We start from the raw sequence: 16,909 nt of genomic DNA, 5'->3' as shown, positions 1-16,909 counted from the left end.
GATGGCCCGCACTGCCCCGCCGCCGCTCACACGTGGAGTGGGCTGGACCCGGCTGCCCATCCTCCTGGCGGGGCTGGCCGCGTGTGTCCTGCTGTTCATCGTTCCGTTCCTGGTCGTGGTCGCGACCAGCTGGACGAGGACCTCCTTCGTCGCCTTTCCGCCCCAAGGGTTCTCCCTGAGCTGGTATCGCGACGTGCTCCACGACCCGGAGTGGACGGATTCGTTCAAGGTCTCGCTCCGTGTCTCGGCCATCGCCACGCTCATTGCCGTCGTCTTCGGCACACTCGGCGCCCTGGCCCTCAGCCGCCTCAGGTCACGTGCGGCACGGAGCTGGCTGAGGACCTTGTTCATCATTCCCATGGCGATCCCGCCGGTGGCCTACGCGGTCGGCATGTATTCGGTGAACCTGAAGGTGAGCGCCTTCCAGGAACACCTGACGTTGCTGGTGCTCGGTGAGGCTCTCCTGGCCGTTCCCTACGTCTTCGTCGTGGTGTCCACGGGCCTGAGCCAGGCCGACCCGGCCCTGCGCCCCGCGGCGGCGACCCTGGGCGCGCCATGGCCCATGATCGTGCTGCTCGTCGACCTGCCGCTGATCCTTCCGCAGATCCTGGTCGGCGCGGTCTTCGCCTTCGCGGTGATCTTCGACGAGGTCGTCCTCTCCGTCTTCCTCGCCCCCATCGGGGTGAAGACCTTGCCGCTGCAGATGCTGAACGCCTCCCAGGAGGCGCTGTCGCCCCAGTTGACGGCCGCGTCGACGCTCATTTCCCTGCTGGTGATGGTCCTGCTCGGCCTCGTCAGTCTGGTCTCCGGCAGGCGGGCGGCCCGTGCCCGTGCCATCGCCCGAAAGGCAGCGACCGCATGACCATCGCTCTCACCATCCAGGACGTCCATGTCACGCTGGGCCAGAGCCTGATCCTCAAAGGCGTCAGCCTCGACGCGAACCCCGGTGAGTTCGTCACCCTGCTGGGAGCGAGCGGAAGCGGCAAGTCCACGCTGCTCAACGTCATCGCCGGCCTCCAGGGAGTGGACAGCGGCCACGTGCTCTTCGACGGTGTCAACGTCGAGAAGCGGCCGCCACGCAAGCGCAACGTCGGTGTCGTCTTCCAGTCCTACGCGCTGTTCCCGCACATGACGGTGGGGGAGAACGTCGCGTTCCCGCTCCGCGCCGCACGGCGTGGCTCCGCGGAGCGGAAGAAGGTGGCGCAGGAGATGCTCGATCTCGTCGATCTGGGCTCCATGTTCGACCGCAAGCCCGTCTCGCTCTCCGGCGGACAGCGTCAGCGGGTGGCGCTCGCCCGGGCGCTGGCGGCCAATCCCGGAATCCTGCTCCTCGATGAGCCGATGGCGGCCCTGGACAAACAGCTTCGAGAGCGCATGCAGGTCGAGATCAAGAGAATCCAGCAGCAGGTCGGCATCACGACCCTCGCGGTCACACACGATCAGGCCGAGGCGATGACGATGTCGGACCGTGTCGCGATCATGCATCAGGGTCGCTTCGTCCAGTGCGACCGCCCCGAGAACCTGTACCGGCGCCCCGTCGACGCGTACGTCGCCAGCTTCCTCGGCGAGGCGAATCTGATCGAGGCGCACGGTGACGACGGCAGGTCTCCGGTCGTGACGGGCACCGCCGTGGTGCGCCCGGAGGATCTCTCCTTGACCAGGGCGGACGCCCCGGCCGGCCGCTGGGCCTTCGAGGGACCCGTGACGCTCCTCAGCTTCCAGGGCAGCCGGTACCGGCTGGAACTGCTCAACGTCAACGGCGAGCGGATCGTCTGCTCCCTCGGCCCACACACCGACGTCTCCGGCATCGTGGTGGGCCGGCACGTCCGGGTCGCATGCCTCGACCCCTCGCTGGTGCACATCATCGACCACCGGTCCGTCGGCGGTGCGGTCGAGCAGATCGAGCCTGTCGCATGATCGAAACCGTGCTCGGCCCGATCCGGGCCGATGACGTCCGGCGCGTCAACATCCATCAGCACCTTCTCAGTGACGCCTCCGGCCTGAGCCGGCCGGGCAACGAGCCCGCTCCGCCCGAGGAGCGGGTGAGTCCCGGCAACCGCGGCTTCCTGAACTGGAACGCGCTGGCGCTGGCGGACAACCTTCGGCTCGACGATCCCGACCTGGCGGTCGAGGAACTCGCGCGGGCCGGTGGGCCGGCCGGCGTCGACCTGGTGCTCGAGTGCACGAGCGTCGGACTCGGGCCGAGCCACGCGGGGCTCCCGGCCGTCGCGCGGGCCAGCGGCGTCCAGGTCGCGGTCGCCTACGGCTTCTACGTGACACCGGTCCTGCCGGAATGGGCCCGTGCGCTGAGCGAGGACGACGTACGCGAGCACCTGCTGGCGGCCCTCGTCGACCACATCCCCGGCGTCGGCTTCCGCGCGGCTTCGATCGGCATCATGGGCACCACCGGGGACGTACCGGGCATCGAGCGCGCCCGCCTGCGGGGAGCCGCGGCAGCGGCCGCGGTCGCCGGCGCGACCGTCAGCGTACGGCTCGACGACGAGAGCAGGTGCGGCCCCGAGGTGGTGGCCGAGCTGGTCCGGGCCGGGCTCGCGGCCGACCGCGTCCTGCTGACCAATGCCGATGAATACCTCGATACGGGCTACTGGAACGACCTTCTCGACACCGGCGCGGTCCTGGAGATGTGCTTCGGCACGGAGTCGCAGCACATGGGCAGGATGCGCAATGCCTCCGACCTGCAGCGCCTCGACTTCCTGACCGGTTTCGTCGAGAGCCGGCCCACCGCCCGGCTGGTGCTGGGCGGGTCCACCTGGACGAAGACGCAGTTGCGGCGCTACGGCGGCTACGGATACGACCACCTCACCGCCCGCGTGCTTCCGGAACTGGGGCGGCGCGGAGTGCCCGAGGACCTGCTCGACGCCATGGTGACCTCGGAGCCCCTGCGGCTCCTCAGCCGCTGAGACCCATCTGAACCCCTTCGACACCCGGAGACGGCCCGTGCGACACGCCCTTCCCGCTCTTCCCGATTCCCAGTCCCTGTTCATCGACGGCGCCTGGCGGCCGGGTGAGGATCTCTTCGACGTCGTCGACCCTGCCACCGAAGAGGTGCTGACCCGGGTTCCGCAGGCGTCCATGGCCGATGTCGATGCCGCTGTCGCCGCGGCGCGCCGGGCCTTGACCGACCGGGCATGGACCGGCTTGGCGCCGCTTGAGCGGACCAGGATCCTGAGTCGCATCGCGGACCTCATCGAGGGCGAGCTGGAGGAACTCGCGGTCCTCGAGACCAGGGACAACGGCAAGCCGATCGAGCGCTCCCGCGCCGACACCGCCTCAGCGGCGCGCACCTTCCGGCACTTCGCCGGCGCGCCCAGCCGTCTGCTGGGAACCACGATCCCCATCGACGGCGGCTCGCATCACGTCTACACCACCCTGGATCCGGTCGGCGTCGCGGCGCTGATCCTGCCGTGGAACTTCCCGATCATGACGGGTGCCTTCAAGATCGCGCCCGCGCTGGCAGCCGGCTGCTCGGTCGTCGTCAAGCCTGCGGAGCAGACTCCACTGACCATGCTGCGGCTCGCGGAGCTCATCCGTGAGGCCGGCGTACCCGCTGGTGTCTTCAACGTCCTGACCGGCGACGGCCGGGTCGGCGCCGCGCTGGTCGAACACCCGGGCGTCCAGAAGGTGTCCTTCACCGGCAGCACCGCCGTGGGCCGCGTCGTCGGAGCGGCGGCAGCGAAGCGGTTCAAGAAGGTGACCCTCGAACTCGGCGGGAAGAGCGCGAACATCGTCTTCGCGGATGCCGATCTGGACGCGGCGGTCGCGACCGCCATGCGTGCCTCCTTCGGTCATTCGGGGCAGATGTGCACCGCGGGAAGCCGGTTGCTGGTGCAGGAGGCGATCCTTCCCGAGTTCAGCGAGCGCCTGGTGGCCGCCGCCAGGAAGGTGCCCATGGGGGACGGGCTGGCCGGTGGCGTCTCCGTCGGGCCGCTGATCTCGGCAGAGCAGCGCGACCAGGTCCTCGGCTACATCGAGAAGGGACGCACGGAAGGCGCGGACCTGCTGGTCGGCGGCGGGACGCCCGCGGGAAGCGGGTTCTACGTGGAGCCGACCGTCTTCGGGGGCGTCACGAATGACATGCTCATCGCACGCGAAGAGATCTTCGGCCCGGTCGTCGGTGTGCTCGGCTTCGAGGACGACGCCGACGCGGTCCGGATCGCCAACGACTCCGCCTACGGCCTTGCGGCCGGGATATGGACTCGTGATCTCGGCCGAGCGCATCGCGTCGCGGCTCAGCTCGAGGTCGGCACCGTATGGGTGAACACCTACAACGTCTTCGACCCGGCACTCTCCTTCGGGGGTGTGAAGGACAGCGGTCTCGGACGGGACCTGGGCGATGAGGCGTTGCTCGGCTACACCGAGTCGAAGGCTGTCGTCGTCGCCCTCTGACCCGGCCCTCCTGAGGCGCACTGCCGGCAGCAGGCGTGGCCGCCTCGGATCATCCGCACCGACCACCACCCCCGGGGCATGACCCCACAACATGATTGGATCCATAATCAGTCAATACGGATCCAGCGTCATGGCGGCGCTGGGGTGCGATCCGCTACAGTGGATCCACTAATTCGGATATTGGATCCGACTAGGACGGACAGGACGTGGATCTCTCGGTGAACACCGACCTTTCTGAGGCTCGCGGGGTCGTCGGCTCCGCTCTGGCGCCGGTCGACGTGGCCGCCGAGCGAGCTCGGACGATCGGCGCGACGTACTCCCACCACCTCAACTCCGCAGGCTCCGCGTTGCCGACCCGCACAGTCGTCGAATCGGTCATCAGGCACCTGCGGCAGGAGGAGAAGGAGGGCGGATACGAGGCATCGGCCGCCCGCAAGGACGACATCGAGGCCGTCTATGTCTCCGCCGCCCGTCTGATCGGCGCGGAGGCTGAGGAGATCGCCCTCGTCGACAGTGCGACCACGGGTCTGCGCGTCATCGTCGATGCCCTCCGGTTCGGCACCGGCACCCGCTTCCTGGTCAACCGCTCCACCTATGTCAGCCACGCTCTGCATCTGCTGAGCATCTGTGCCGAGACGGGTGCGGAGCTGCACATCGTCCCCAGCGGCGAGGACGGTGCCCTCGATCTGAGGGCACTGGAGGAACTGCTCGCCGTCGGCCGTGGCAGCAGCGACGTCCTCTGCGTCGCGCACGTACCGACCTCGTCCGGACTCGTGGAACCGATCGCCGAGATCGGAGCCCTGGCCCGGCGGTACGGCGCGCTGTATCTGCTGGACGCCACTCAGTCGGTCGGTCATCTGCCGGTCCACGTCGCAGAGATCGGCTGCGACGCGTTGGTGACCACGGGCCGGAAGTTCCTCCGGGCGCCGCGCGGCACCGGCTTCGCCTACGTCCGCCGCTCGCTGCTGGAGAACCTGACCCCGGTGGCACCGGACGTCCGGGGAGCGGTCTGGAACGACGTACGCCACTGGGAGCTCTCCGCGACCGCCCGGCGCTTCGAGACCTTCGAATCGTCGGTCGCCTCGCGGCTGGGACTGGGAGTGGCGCTGGACGAGCTGCTCGCGCGCGGCATCGATGCCACCGCGGGCTACCTGATCGCGACGGCGGCGGCTCTCCGTGATGAACTCGCGAACATGAGCGGGGTGACCGTCCAGGATCCTGCGGCCTGTGCCTCCGGCATCGTGACCTTCACCGTCGACGGTCTGTCGGCTGAGGACGCCAACAGGCGGCTGGCGGCGATGAAGGTCCGCACCGTGTCGGTGCCGGCCAGCCATGGCCAGTGGGACCTCGGGCTGCGCGGAGTGGCTTCGGTGGTACGCGCATCGGTCCACGTCTACAACGACTCCAGCGATACGCGGGCACTCCTCGACGCCGTCGGCGCCCTTGCCGGAGGACGGGCATGAGGGGCCCGGACGCGGACGCCGTCGTCGTCGGCCTCGGGATCCACGGCTCCGCGGCCGCGTTCGAGCTGGCGCGTCGCGGGGTCGGCGTGCTCGGGCTCGACCAGTTCGAGGAGGGACACCACCGCGGGTCGTCGCACGGCCGGACCCGGATGATCCGGCGGGCCTACCCCAACCCCGTGTGGAACGACTTCGTCGCCCGCGCCTTCGACGGGTGGGAGCGCTGGTCCGAGGCGAGCGGCGAGACCCTGATCCGAACGACGGGCGGGCTCTACGCGCACCAGGGAGTGTCTCAACTCCAGGGCCCCGGCTGTGAGTCGGTCGAGGACCCGGGCCGGATGCGCGAGCTGATGCCGTCCTTCGCGGTCCCGGCCGGCTACCGCGCCGTCTACGACCCTTCGGCAGGCGTCGTGGAGGCCGCCGCGGCGGTGGAGGTCGCGCGCTCCGGTGCGCGCGCCGCCGGCGCCGAGCTCTCCTTCGGCGAGCGGATGCTGTCCTGGGCGAGGAGCGACGGCGGAGTCGTGGTCACGACCGACCGCAGGGTCGTACGAGCGCGTCACCTGGTGCTGACTGTCGGCGCGTGGGCCGGGCGGGTCCTGACGCCTCTTTCGGATCTCTTCGAGGTCTGGCGCATCGTGACCGTCACCCTGCGCGCCGAGCAGAGCGTCGCCGTGCCACCGGCTCTGGGCGCCTTCTCCGTGGACCGGCCCGAAGGCCTGGTCTTCGGGATCCCTGATGCTGCCGGCAACGGATTCAAGGCCGGCGTGGATGCCGGTCCGGTCTGGGACCCGGCGGAGCCCACAGCGCCGCCGACCGAGGCGGAGGTCGCTGCCTTGGTGGAGTTGATGACCGGCTACGTTCCTGGCGTGGACCCCGACGTCGTCGAGGCAGCCTCCTGTCTCTACACCATGACGGCCGACCGCCGGTTCGTGATCGGGCGGCTGCCCGCCGAGCCGGAGGTGATCGTGGCGGCGGCCTGCTCCGGCCATGGCTTCAAGTTCGGTCCGGCCGTCGGCGAATCGGTCGCGGACCTCGTCACCGGCGTGGACCGTGCGGATCTGAGCTTCATCGGCGTCGGCAGACGGGTACGGAGATGAGCGGCGTGGCCCGCTCGGTCGCGGTGGCCGCGCCGCATCCGGCGGCTGTCGGCGCCGCGGAGGACGCGGTTCGGCGCGGCGGGAACGCGGTCGATGCCGCGCTCGCCGCCGCCACGGTCCTGACCGTGGTGTATCCGCACCAGTGTGCCCTGGGCGGCGATCTCATCGCCCTGGTGCGGGCCCCGGGACAGGCCGGAGCCACGGCGGTGGTCTCGGCCGGCGCACAGCCCGCGGGCCTCGACGTCGGCGCGTTGACGGCGGCGCCGATGCCCCGCCGGGGGATCCGGACGGTGACGACCCCCGGCGTCGTCGGTGGGTGGACCGCGTTGGCGGACCTGGGCGCGCTCCTCCCGCTCGGCGCCGCGCTCGACACGGCCGCCGCTGTCGCGGACGACGGCATCGAGGTCTCGGCCGGGCTCGCACGCGGCATCGAGGCGCAGCGCGACGCCGTTCTGGCCGATCCGGGACTGCGCGGCGTCTTCGCCGCGCGGGGCGATGTCGCCACCGCGGGCGACACGCTGCGCCAGCCCGCACTGGCCGCCACGCTCCGGGAGCTGGCAGCTGAGCCGGACGCCTTCTACCGAGGGCCGGTGGCCGCTCGCCTCGCAGCAGGCCTCCGGGCGCTCGGGGGCGACCACACCGCAGAGGATCTCGCGGCTCACCGTCCTGAGATCGTCCCGGCCCTCGAACGTGAGATCGGTGCCGGGCGGTGGTGGGTTGCGCCGCCGCCTTCGCAGGGCGCGCTCCTTCTCGGGGTCCTGCCCGCCGCGATGGACCCCGACCGTGCCGGCCGGGAGGCCGACCCGCTCGTGACGGCGTGTGTGCGCGGGATCGAGGTGCGCGATCGCGAGCTGGGCGACCCTCGGGGTACCGCGGTCGATGTCGACGCCATGGTGGAGCTGCGGCTCGCGGACGGGATCAGTACGCCGCCCGCGGGCCGGGCCCTGGGCGACACCGTCGCGATCAGCGCCGTCGACTCCGACGGTCTGGCCGTGTGCCTGATCCAGAGCGTGTTCCAGACCTTCGGCGCGGGACTTCTCGAGCCGAGCACCGGGATCGTTCTGCACAATCGTGGTGCTGCCTTCAGTACCGCCCCGGCCAGCCCCGGCTACCTGCGCCCCGGCACGAGACCGCCCCACACCTTGTGTCCCGCGATCGCCTGGTCGCCGGACCGCCTGATCGCGCTGGGTTGTCAAGGTGGCCGTGCCCAGGCGTGGATCCTGGCGCAGGTGGCGCGCGAGCTGCTCTCCGGCAGCATGGCTCCGGGAGAGGTCCTTGCCAGGCCCCGCTGGGTCGTCGGCGCGCGCGATCTCGGGTACGACCGGACCGTGCTCCTCGCCGAGCCCGGTGTCCCGCACGCACTGGCGGCCGCCGGCGAGCTCGGCCTCCCTGTGGTCGAGACCGAGGGGCCCATCGACGAGGCCGGGCATGTGCAGGCCGCCGTCCGCACGGCGGACGGGCACCTGCGCGCCGCCACCGACCCCCGAGCCGACGGCCGCGCGAGCGTCGTCGCCGGCTTCTGACATCCGCAACGATCCACCCGTAGAGCAGGAAGCAGGGACGATGAGCACCAACCACTGGACCGACCCGCTGACCGAGGCCGAGATCGCCGAAGTGGTCGCCCTTGTGCGCGCGGACTCGCGGATCGGCGAGCGCCCGCGGTTCTGGGGCATCGCCGTGGAGGAGGGGCTGGCACGGGCACTCGCACCAGGCCAGGGCCGGCCCGTCCGCCTGGTCGTGATGAATCCTGACGCGCACGCGGCCTGGGAGGTCGGGGCCTGGACAGCCGGCACCGATCGTGCGGCCTCGGTCGCCTCCTGGACACCGGTCGATGCCCGTCGTCCCGGTGTCTCCAGCGAAGAGGCGCGGATGGTGGCGCAGGCCTGCCGTGATGACCAGGGCTTCCAGGCGGCCCTTGCGAAGCGCGGCATCGATGACGTCTCCCTCGTCTGGGTCGACCCGGAGTCGATCACCGGCTTCGAGCCGGAGGAGCTGCAGGGGCGCCGGCTCTCCTGGGGCACGGTCTGGCACCGCGAGACGGCGGACGACAACGGCTACGCACGACCTGTCGCGGGACTGGTGCCGATCATCGACCTGGAGACGCTGGAGGTGGTCCGCATCGAGGACCACGGCGTCGTCCCCCTGGCCGGCGAGGGAGGGAACTACCGGTCGGGGACCTGGGGACCCGATCGCGAGGTGGCGCCGCTGGAGATCATCCAGCCGGAGGGGCCGGGCTTCACCATCGAGGGCCAGCTGGTCACCTGGCAGAACTGGTCGTTCCGCGTCGGCTTCACCCACCGGGAGGGCCTGGTGCTGTACGACGTCGTTCACCACGACGGCGACGAGGTCCGTCCGGTGATGAAGCGAGCCTCCGTCAATGAGATGTACGTGCCCTACCTGGACCCGGACCCGACGGCGTACCGGAAGAACTTCTTCGACTGGGGCGAGTACGGCGCCGGTCCGCTGACCGCCTCGCTCGAACTGGGCTGTGACTGCCTGGGGGAGATCCGCTACTTCGATGCCGCCGTCCTCAACGGCCACGGTGAGGCCCGCACGATCTCCAACGCGATCTGCATGCACGAGGAGGACTACTCCATTCTCTGGAAGCATGTGAACACGCGCACCGGCGAGGCCGACGTCCGCCGTGCTCGCCGGCTGGTGATCTCCTTCTTCGCCACGGTCGCCAACTACGACTACGGGTTCTACTGGTCCTTCTACCAGGACGGAATGATCGACCTGGAGATCAAGCTGACCGGCATCCTGTCCGTCTCGGGCATCGACGACGGCCGGACTCCGTCCTACGGGCGGATGGTCAGCCCCAATGTCCAGGCGCCCAACCACCAGCACTACTTCGGCCTGCGTCTCGACATGGCGGTCGACGGAGCGGTCAACCGCCTGTACGAGGTGCACGCCGAGGTCGAAGAGGACGAGCGCCTCAATCCCTACGGCAACGCCTGCAAGATGGTGCGGACCCTGATTCCCACCGAACGCGAGGCCGCTCGCACCACGGACCCGTCGCGCGCGGTCCACTGGCTCGTCGAGGGCACCACCCGCACCAACCGGTACGGCGATCGGACCGCCTACCGACTGACCCTCCCCAACACGGCCCGCCTGTTCGCGCGCCCCGGCAGCATCGCGGAGCGGAAGGCGCCCTTCGTCGCGAAGCAGTTGTGGGCCACCGCGTACGACGCCAGTGAGCGCTTCATCGCCGGCGAGTACCCCAACCAGGCTCCGCTCGGCGAGGAAGGCGTCCAGGCATGGCAGCGGGCCGATCGCTCGCTGGACGGCGCGGAGCTGGTGCTGTGGCCGGTCGTCGGGGTCCACCACGACCCGCGTCCGGAGGAGTGGCCGATCATGCCCGCCCATCGGATCGGTATGCGGCTGGAGCCGGACGGCTTCTTCGACCGCAACCCCGCGCTGGACCTGCCGGCGCCGAAGGCCCACCGCGCCGACGGCGACGCCTGCTGCCACTGACCTGTCCCTCCCGCCACCCCCGTCCCGCTTCCCTTCGGAGGTTCACATGCCCGAGGTGCAGTCGGTCACCGGTCCGACAGGTCCCCCGACCGGCGTCTCCCTTCCTCATGAGCACACGTTCGCGAACATGACCCCGACGGAGCCGCGGGACGGATTCCTGACGGTGTGGGAAGAGCGCGTCGCCGACATCGGCAGGTTCGCCGCCGCCGGCGGGAGTGTGCTGTGGGACGTGACCAATGGCGAGCTCAGCAACTACGCGGCGCCGATCTACTTCGACCGGGACCCGGCACACCAGGTCCAGAACCCCCTCACCGGGTCGCGGTCGGTGGCGAACGTACTGGCCACGAAGGCGATCGCGGAGGAGACAGGTGTGTCGATCGTCCTCGGCACCGGTCACTACTTCGAGGCCTATTTCGACCAGGCGTGGTGGGAGCGCACGACGACCACGCAGATAGCCGACTTCCTCATCGCCGACCTGGTCGATGAGATCCCTGGAACCGGGGTGCGTGCGGGCTTCCTCGGGGAGATCGCGTCCGACCTGCCGGTCATCACGCCGAACGAGGAGAAGTCCTTCCGGGCCACGGGGAGGGCAGCGGCCGAGACCGGGGTACTGGTGAGCACGCACGCACCGACGTTCCCGACCGGTCTCGGCCAGGTCGAGCTGCTCACCTCCGAGGGGGTCCATCCGGAGCGGATCGTCATCGGCCACACGGACACGGTCAAGGACATCCGCTATCACCGGGAACTGCTCGGCAAGGGCGTCTACATCCAGTACGACTGCATGATGGCCTGCAAGATCGGTGGCCAGATCATCCCGCACGAGCTCGACCGGCGGGTCGGCTACCTCAAGCAGCTGGTCGACGAGGGACATCACCGCAAGATCCTGCTCTCCCAGGACGTGAGCCAGCGCTCGCACCAGGCCGCTCTGGGCGGTCCCGGGCTCACGTTCGTGCTGGAGGAGTTCCACGAGAGGGCGGTCGCCGCGGGCATCCGGGAGGACGTTCTGCGCGAGATGGTGGTCGACAACCCCCGGCGGGCGATGTTCGGCGAGTGAGGCGGCGATCGAGGCCCAGGCCTGCGGGGTCTGTCACACCGGTCTGCACAGGGCTCGGCGGCGGTGTCGCTCAGGAGTGGCTCAGGACTGCGTCCAGGCCGTGTCCTGGCCCTGGGGGCCACCGGTGAACAGGCCGATGAATCCGAACGGTGCGCGGTCGCCGAGGCAGAGGTCCAGCATGTCGTGCGCCTCGGCGTAGATGGGTTCGGTACGCGGGAACAGCGCCTCTTCGTAGGTGGTGAGAGCCGCCTCGAAGTCGTCGGGGTGAGCGGCGACGGCCTTGCCGAGTTCGGCGCCGTCGAGCATCGCCAGGTTCGCGCCGTCACCGGACGGCGGCATCAGGTGCGCGGCATCGCCGAGGAGTGTCACGCCGGGCACGCGCTCCCATCGGTGTCCGTCGGGGAGTGTGTGGATCATGCGTGCGACCGGAGCGGTTTCGCCGTCGGTAATCAGCGCGGTGAGCTCCGGGGCCCACCCGTCGAACTCGGCCGCGACCCGAGCAGTTGCGGCGGCGTCGGTGAAGTCGATGGCGCCGATCCACTCGGCGGAGCGGTTCAGCAAGACGTACGTGTGAAGGATGTTCCCCGCCTCGCGGTGCGCGATGATCCCCTTGCCCGGCGTCAGCGCGTACATCGCGCCGACACTGACCGTCTCGGCCGTCGCGGTGTGCCGCTCGTCGGCGTCGTACAGATAGGTGTCGATGTACGTCGTGCCGGTGTACTCGGGCTCGGCGTCGGAGAGCAGGGGGCGGATCCTCGACCAGGCGCCGTCGGCGCCGACGAGGCTGCTGCTGGTGGTGGTCGCGCCGTCCGCGAAGGTCAGTTCGTGTCGGCCGTCGCCGAGGGTCCGGACACCGGTGACCTTGTGTTCCCACTGGACCGTCCGGTCGGGCAGGGAGTCGAGCAGGATGCGGCGCAGGTCTCCGCGGAGCACTTCGGGGCGCTGCCCCGTGCCGTCGTCGGGGGCGTCGAACAGCACCTTCCCGCGCGGGTCGAGCACACGCGACGCCTCGGCGCCTTCGTGGATGATCGCGCGGAACTCGTCGGTGAGGCCGGCGTCGGCGAGTGCGCGTTGCCCGTCGTCCTCGTGGATGTCGAGCTGGCCGCCCTGTGTGCGGGACTTTGCCGACGGGTCGGCCTCGTAGACCGTCGCGGGGATGCCGTGGACGTGCAGGACCCGGGCGAGGATCAGGCCTCCGAGTCCGGCGCCGACGATGGCGATCGGGTGGTGGATGGGGTTCATGGGCGTCCTCGTTTCTGTACGGGCGCAACCCGGGCCGCTTCCCGGGGCGCCAATATGGTCCCGCGTTCCATAAGTAATATGGAACGCGGGACCAGGGTGTGTCAAAATGCGGTCATGCAACGGACACGAGGAAGAGCACCCACCGGGGGGCGGGCCGGCGCCCTCTCACAAGAGCTGATCGTCGACGCGGCCGTTGAGCTGCTGGACGAACGCGGCGAACGGGGGCTCACCTTCCGGCTGTTGGCCAAACATCTGCACACCGGACCCGGCGCGCTGTACTGGCACGTGACGAACAAGGACGTGCTCGTCACCCTGGCCGCCGATCAGGTGCTCGGCCGCGCCCTCGCCGCGGCCCCGCGCTCCGCGGAAGACGCCGGCTCCGGGCTGCGCGCGCTTGCCATCGCCGTCTTCGATGCCCTTGATCGGCACCCGTGGGCGGCGCCCCACGTCAACGCGCCGCCCACGCTGGAGAACGGACTGCGCCTGCTCGACCGCATCGGCACCCTTGTCGCACGAACGGGGCTGCCCGCCGAACGGCACTTCACGGTCTCTACCGCGATCTCCTACTACATCACCGGCGTCAGCGCCCAGATCATCGTCCCCTGCGCCACCCTCGACGCGACCACCAGCCGCGACGCCTTCCTCGACCAGACCGCCGCACGCTGGGAGGAACTCGACCCCGCCGACTACCCGTTCCTGACGAGCACCGCCAAGGACCTGCGCGACCACGCCGACCGCGACCAGTTCATCACCGGCCTCGACATGCTCCTGGACGGCCTGAACACGACCGCGGACCCGCGGCCACCCGCATGACGCCACGGTCCGGGCGAGCCGGCTGTCCATGCCCGGCTCGGACCGACCGTACGGATCTGCATGGGTCCCGTCGAGACCTCCACCGTGCAGCCGAGTTGCCCGTCCGAGGGCGGACCTGAGACGCGGCCGGTCACCTCGCGGCTCGGCTCAGGCGCCGGTCACGCCGTCGACCGGTCGCTCCGGGTATCGCCGCCCTGTGGGGCCGGGCCGTACAAGGAGGAGCATGACGCCGACGGCCTGGAGCGCGCCGGCACCGACATACGCCGAGGTGGTCCCGAACAGTCCCCCGGAGACGCCGCCGCCGAACTGCCCGACGGCGGTCCCCAACGAGGTCGCCGCCTGGAAAAGGCCGAGCCCCGCCCCTCGGCTGTGCGGTGGGAGTGCCTCGGCGGCGAGCATCGTCAGCGTGGGGTAGAGGGACGCGAAGCCGAAACCCAGGACGGTCATGGCGACCGCCGCGACCGCGAAGCTCGCGGCGGAGCCGAGGAGGAGGCAGCCGCAGGCGACCGTGGCCAACGAGGCGCAGGCGAGCACCGCCGGCCGGTGGCGATCGACCGCGCGGGCGAGGCCGATCCGGCTGACGATGACGCTGACAGCGAAGATCGGGAACACGCTGGAGGCGCCCCAGACACCGGCTGGAGCCATTCCGTGTCCGGTCAGGTGGACGATGGTGTAGGTCATCACGACTGCTTCGGCCGCCCAGGCGGCCGCTGCCGCCCCTCCTGGCCGGGCGATCGCGCTCAGCAAGCTCACCCAGGACAGCCGGGATGCGCCTTGTCCGTCGGACGCCGGCAGTTTCGGCTCACGCGGGGCCACCCGGAAGCACAAGTGGTAGCAGAGGAGCGAAAGCGCAGCCAGCGAGGCGACGCAGAGCCACAGCCCCAGGCTGCCGCCGTTCTGGTAGGCGGAGGAACAGACGACCGGTCCGAGCGCCATTCCGATCCACACGCTCAGGCCGTAGATGCTCAGCGCCCGCCCCTGTCGACCGCGGGGAGTGAACGCCACGACCCACGCGGTCGCCGCGGTGTTGAGCGCCGCGCCACCGCTCCCCATCAGGACGCGGCTGAGGGGCACCAGCCACTGCGAGCCTCCGGCCAGCATCAGCAGCGCTCCGAGGACAGCGGCGCAGCCGCCGACGATCCCGGTGGTGCGATGGCCGCGCCGGTCAGCGAAGGCTCCGGCCCATGGCTGGACCACCAGTGTGGCGAGGGGCCCGCTCGCGGCAATGGCGCCGATCACCCAGCCCTGGCTTCCGAATCGGGTGGTCAGGTCCTCGGGCAGGATGGTCGAGGAGCCCGCGAAGGCGGCGTTCTCGATGGTCGCCGCAGCGAAGATCCACCAGAAGGCGACAGTGCGGGGCGGCGGACGGCGCGGGCGACTCGAACTCCGGAAAGGGATCCACACGGAACGCAGACCTCAGCTCCTGGGCTGCTGTTCGAGCCAGCTGAAGACCTGGTCGCTGGTGACCAGCGCGTCGCGCTGGAGATACTCGATCGCCCGGAGGGCGTATGCGTGGGCCTCGCGCGAGGAACCCCCGACGCAGTCGGTGAGCACGCGGACGTGATAGTCGTGCTGGTGTGCGTCCACCGCGGTGTAGTGGACGCACACATCGGTCAAGCCGCCGATGAGCAGCACGGTCTCGGCCCGGTAGGCCTTGAGCACGATCTCCAGCTCCGTGCCGAAGAAGGCCGAATATCGGCGCTTGCGGATCAGGAATTCCTCCGGCCGTGGCTTGACCCAGGGGGCCAGCTCCGTCTCCGGCCAGCCTTCCACGCAGTGCGGCCCCTCCGCGCCGTCGAGCTCGCGACCGATGTCGACCAGGCTCGGCTTGTGGACCTCCTGGATGAAGACCACGGGCACGCCGTGCTCGCGACAGGCGTCGATGAGGCGCTCAACGCGGGCAGCTCGCTCGTGGCGGCCACCCATCTGCGCGATCTCGGACCGGGACACGTCGTCGGGTACCTCGCCGCCCTGGATGTCGACGACGATCAGGACCGCGTTGCCGACAACGGCCGGAGCGGGCAGTGCGGAGGCGCTCATGACTTGAAGACCACGTACACCTTGCGGAGGGTCTCGTGGACCGTCCAGGTGCCACACCAGCCGATGGGGAAGTACGCCGTCGTGCCCGCGGTGACCTCGACCGGGTCCTCGCCGTCGCGCTGCACGGTCATGCGCCCGGAGATCACGTGGATGATCTCGCCGCGGGTCAGGAACTCCCATCGCGAGCTTCCCGGATCGCTCTCCCAGATGCCTGAGACGACCGTGCGCTCCTCGTTGGTGAAGTCGACGCGGCTGCGCACGAGTATCTCGCCGCTGAGCGGCTCGGCGCTGGGCGGCCCCAGGGGCTTCACCTCCAGGCCGGTCGCGGTCGAGGGGGTGTTCGTGATCGTCATCGGACCTCCATGAGTCGAGGAGGTCAGCCTAGCGAAAAGGATCCCATCCGCAAGAGATTGGATCCATAATCTCATCCGTGGAACACGGTGGACGACCGCTGCTCGTACCAGTGGGCCAGTTGTTCGCCGGCCTTGATCACGTGCTCGCGCATCTCCTTGGCGGCCTGGGCGGTGTCGCCCGCCGCCAGGGCGTCGATGATGCGCTCGTGCTCCTGGAAGTTCTCCTCCCGGTGCCGGGCGTCGGTGACGACCAACTGTGCCGAGACGTTGCGGGGAAAGGTGGTGTTGATGTCGTCGATCGTCTTGGTGAGCCGCGCGTTCCCCGAGATCGAGCTGATCAGCGTGTGGAAGAGATCGTTGTTCTGCTGGTGGGCCGGAGTGTCGGAGGCCGGGTCCTGCGCCGCTGCCGCGGAGGTGTCGAACATCTCCTTGTTCGCCCCGCGCAGGTCGTCGATCTGCGCGCGGGTGATCCGGCTGACGGCGCGGGCGGCCGCGAGGGCCTCGAGTTCGGCGCGCACCTCGTAGGACTCGCGCACCTCCCAGGGTGCCGGCACGCGCACCACGGCGCCGCGATGAGGGAGCACCTCGATCAGGCCGCCGGTCTGGAGCTGGCGCAGCGCTTCCCGGATCGGGGTGCGTGAGACGCCGAAGTTGCTCGCGAGCTCGGCTTGGCGCAACTGGGCCCCGATCGGGATCTCCCCGGTCATGATGCGATCGCGAATCTGGCTCGCGAGGTCATCGACCAGTGCTGATCCCGACTTGTTCGAGGACGTCAGAGCGTCGGTGGTCTGGGTCATGGGGGGTCTCCTGGCATCGACGGCTGCGACGACGCTTTGGTAGCTCAGTGTAGCGATCCTGGCCCCGAAATGATAACAGACCGTCGTCGACGTGGACCCAGTCCGAGTCAAGGTGTGTGTAGCCCTTTTCTTTACGGATCCGAAATGCTTACGATTGGATCCAAGAGAGGAG

At 69.9% G+C, this 16,909-nt stretch carries 15 protein-coding genes; 10 read left to right on the top strand and 5 right to left on the bottom strand.

Annotated elements, in window-relative coordinates; all coding sequences use genetic code 11:
- Position 1: 1 nt before the first annotated feature.
- The 9 genes from CTZ28_RS28430 to CTZ28_RS28390 all read left to right on the top strand — a co-directional run bounded on the left by CTZ28_RS28430 (position 2) and on the right by CTZ28_RS28390 (position 11,492).
- A complete protein-coding gene (locus CTZ28_RS28430; RefSeq protein WP_121892559.1) occupies positions 2–862 on the top strand; it encodes an ABC transporter permease in 861 nt (286 codons plus the stop codon).
- Entirely contained in the window at positions 859–1,917 is a 1,059-nt protein-coding gene (locus CTZ28_RS28425) for an ABC transporter ATP-binding protein (protein WP_121892558.1), read from the top strand. The genes CTZ28_RS28430 and CTZ28_RS28425 overlap by 4 nt, the downstream gene beginning before the upstream one ends.
- The gene (locus CTZ28_RS28420) at positions 1,914–2,921 is read left to right on the top strand and encodes a phosphotriesterase family protein (RefSeq protein WP_183154635.1); all 1,008 of its coding nucleotides are present in this window, start codon (positions 1,914–1,916) and stop codon (positions 2,919–2,921) included. The genes CTZ28_RS28425 and CTZ28_RS28420 overlap by 4 nt, the downstream gene beginning before the upstream one ends.
- A gap of 37 nt (positions 2,922–2,958) precedes the next feature.
- Positions 2,959–4,407, top strand: a complete 1,449-nt coding sequence (locus CTZ28_RS28415; protein ID WP_121892556.1) for an aldehyde dehydrogenase family protein — start codon at positions 2,959–2,961, stop codon at positions 4,405–4,407.
- Positions 4,408–4,613: 206 nt separating this feature from the next.
- On the top strand, positions 4,614–5,870 hold the full coding sequence (locus tag CTZ28_RS28410) for an aminotransferase class V-fold PLP-dependent enzyme (RefSeq protein WP_121892555.1): 1,257 nt from the start codon (positions 4,614–4,616) through the stop codon (positions 5,868–5,870).
- Positions 5,867–6,964: an N-methyl-L-tryptophan oxidase gene (gene solA, locus CTZ28_RS28405; protein ID WP_121892554.1), complete on the top strand. Its 1,098-nt coding sequence runs from the start codon at positions 5,867–5,869 to the stop codon at positions 6,962–6,964. The genes CTZ28_RS28410 and solA overlap by 4 nt, the downstream gene beginning before the upstream one ends.
- Positions 6,961–8,487 carry a gamma-glutamyltransferase gene (locus CTZ28_RS28400; RefSeq protein ID WP_121892553.1) on the top strand — a complete coding sequence of 509 codons (1,527 nt, stop codon included), beginning with the start codon at positions 6,961–6,963 and terminating at the stop codon, positions 8,485–8,487. The genes solA and CTZ28_RS28400 overlap by 4 nt, the downstream gene beginning before the upstream one ends.
- Before the next feature lie 40 nt (positions 8,488–8,527).
- Complete coding sequence (locus CTZ28_RS28395; RefSeq protein ID WP_121892552.1) at positions 8,528–10,438, top strand: primary-amine oxidase; 1,911 nt, start codon at positions 8,528–8,530, stop codon at positions 10,436–10,438.
- 127 nt (positions 10,439–10,565) lie between these two features.
- Positions 10,566–11,492, top strand: coding sequence for a phosphotriesterase family protein (locus CTZ28_RS28390; RefSeq protein WP_183154634.1), 927 nt, complete (start codon positions 10,566–10,568; stop codon positions 11,490–11,492).
- Between the two features lie 81 nt (positions 11,493–11,573).
- Here CTZ28_RS28390 and CTZ28_RS28385 read toward each other — a convergent pair whose 3' ends face one another.
- Positions 11,574–12,734, bottom strand: coding sequence for an FAD-dependent oxidoreductase (locus CTZ28_RS28385; protein ID WP_183154633.1), 1,161 nt, complete (start codon positions 12,732–12,734; stop codon positions 11,574–11,576).
- A gap of 114 nt (positions 12,735–12,848) precedes the next feature.
- On the opposite strand from CTZ28_RS28385, the gene CTZ28_RS28380 reads away from it, so the two are divergent.
- Positions 12,849–13,547 (top strand): TetR/AcrR family transcriptional regulator C-terminal domain-containing protein, encoded by a 699-nt coding sequence (locus tag CTZ28_RS28380; RefSeq protein WP_183154632.1) that lies wholly within the window; start codon positions 12,849–12,851, stop codon positions 13,545–13,547.
- A 147-nt stretch (positions 13,548–13,694) separates the two neighbouring features.
- Here CTZ28_RS28380 and CTZ28_RS28375 read toward each other — a convergent pair whose 3' ends face one another.
- From CTZ28_RS28375 to CTZ28_RS28360, 4 genes are all read right to left on the bottom strand, one after another.
- Positions 13,695–14,951, bottom strand: coding sequence for an MFS transporter (locus CTZ28_RS28375; RefSeq protein ID WP_183154631.1), 1,257 nt, complete (start codon positions 14,949–14,951; stop codon positions 13,695–13,697).
- 12 nt (positions 14,952–14,963) lie between these two features.
- Positions 14,964–15,587 (bottom strand): cysteine hydrolase family protein, encoded by a 624-nt coding sequence (locus CTZ28_RS28370; RefSeq protein ID WP_183154630.1) that lies wholly within the window; start codon positions 15,585–15,587, stop codon positions 14,964–14,966.
- Positions 15,584–15,940 (bottom strand): cupin domain-containing protein, encoded by a 357-nt coding sequence (locus CTZ28_RS28365; RefSeq protein WP_121892548.1) that lies wholly within the window; start codon positions 15,938–15,940, stop codon positions 15,584–15,586. The genes CTZ28_RS28370 and CTZ28_RS28365 overlap by 4 nt, the downstream gene beginning before the upstream one ends.
- Before the next feature lie 71 nt (positions 15,941–16,011).
- Positions 16,012–16,737: a GntR family transcriptional regulator gene (locus CTZ28_RS28360; RefSeq protein WP_121892547.1), complete on the bottom strand. Its 726-nt coding sequence runs from the start codon at positions 16,735–16,737 to the stop codon at positions 16,012–16,014.
- Positions 16,738–16,909 lie beyond the last annotated feature (172 nt).

This window comes from Streptomyces shenzhenensis, assembly GCF_003688995.1.
Taxonomy (GTDB): Bacteria; Actinomycetota; Actinomycetes; order Streptomycetales; family Streptomycetaceae; genus Streptomyces; species Streptomyces shenzhenensis_A.
This window is presented reverse-complemented; position numbering and strand designations above follow the sequence as displayed.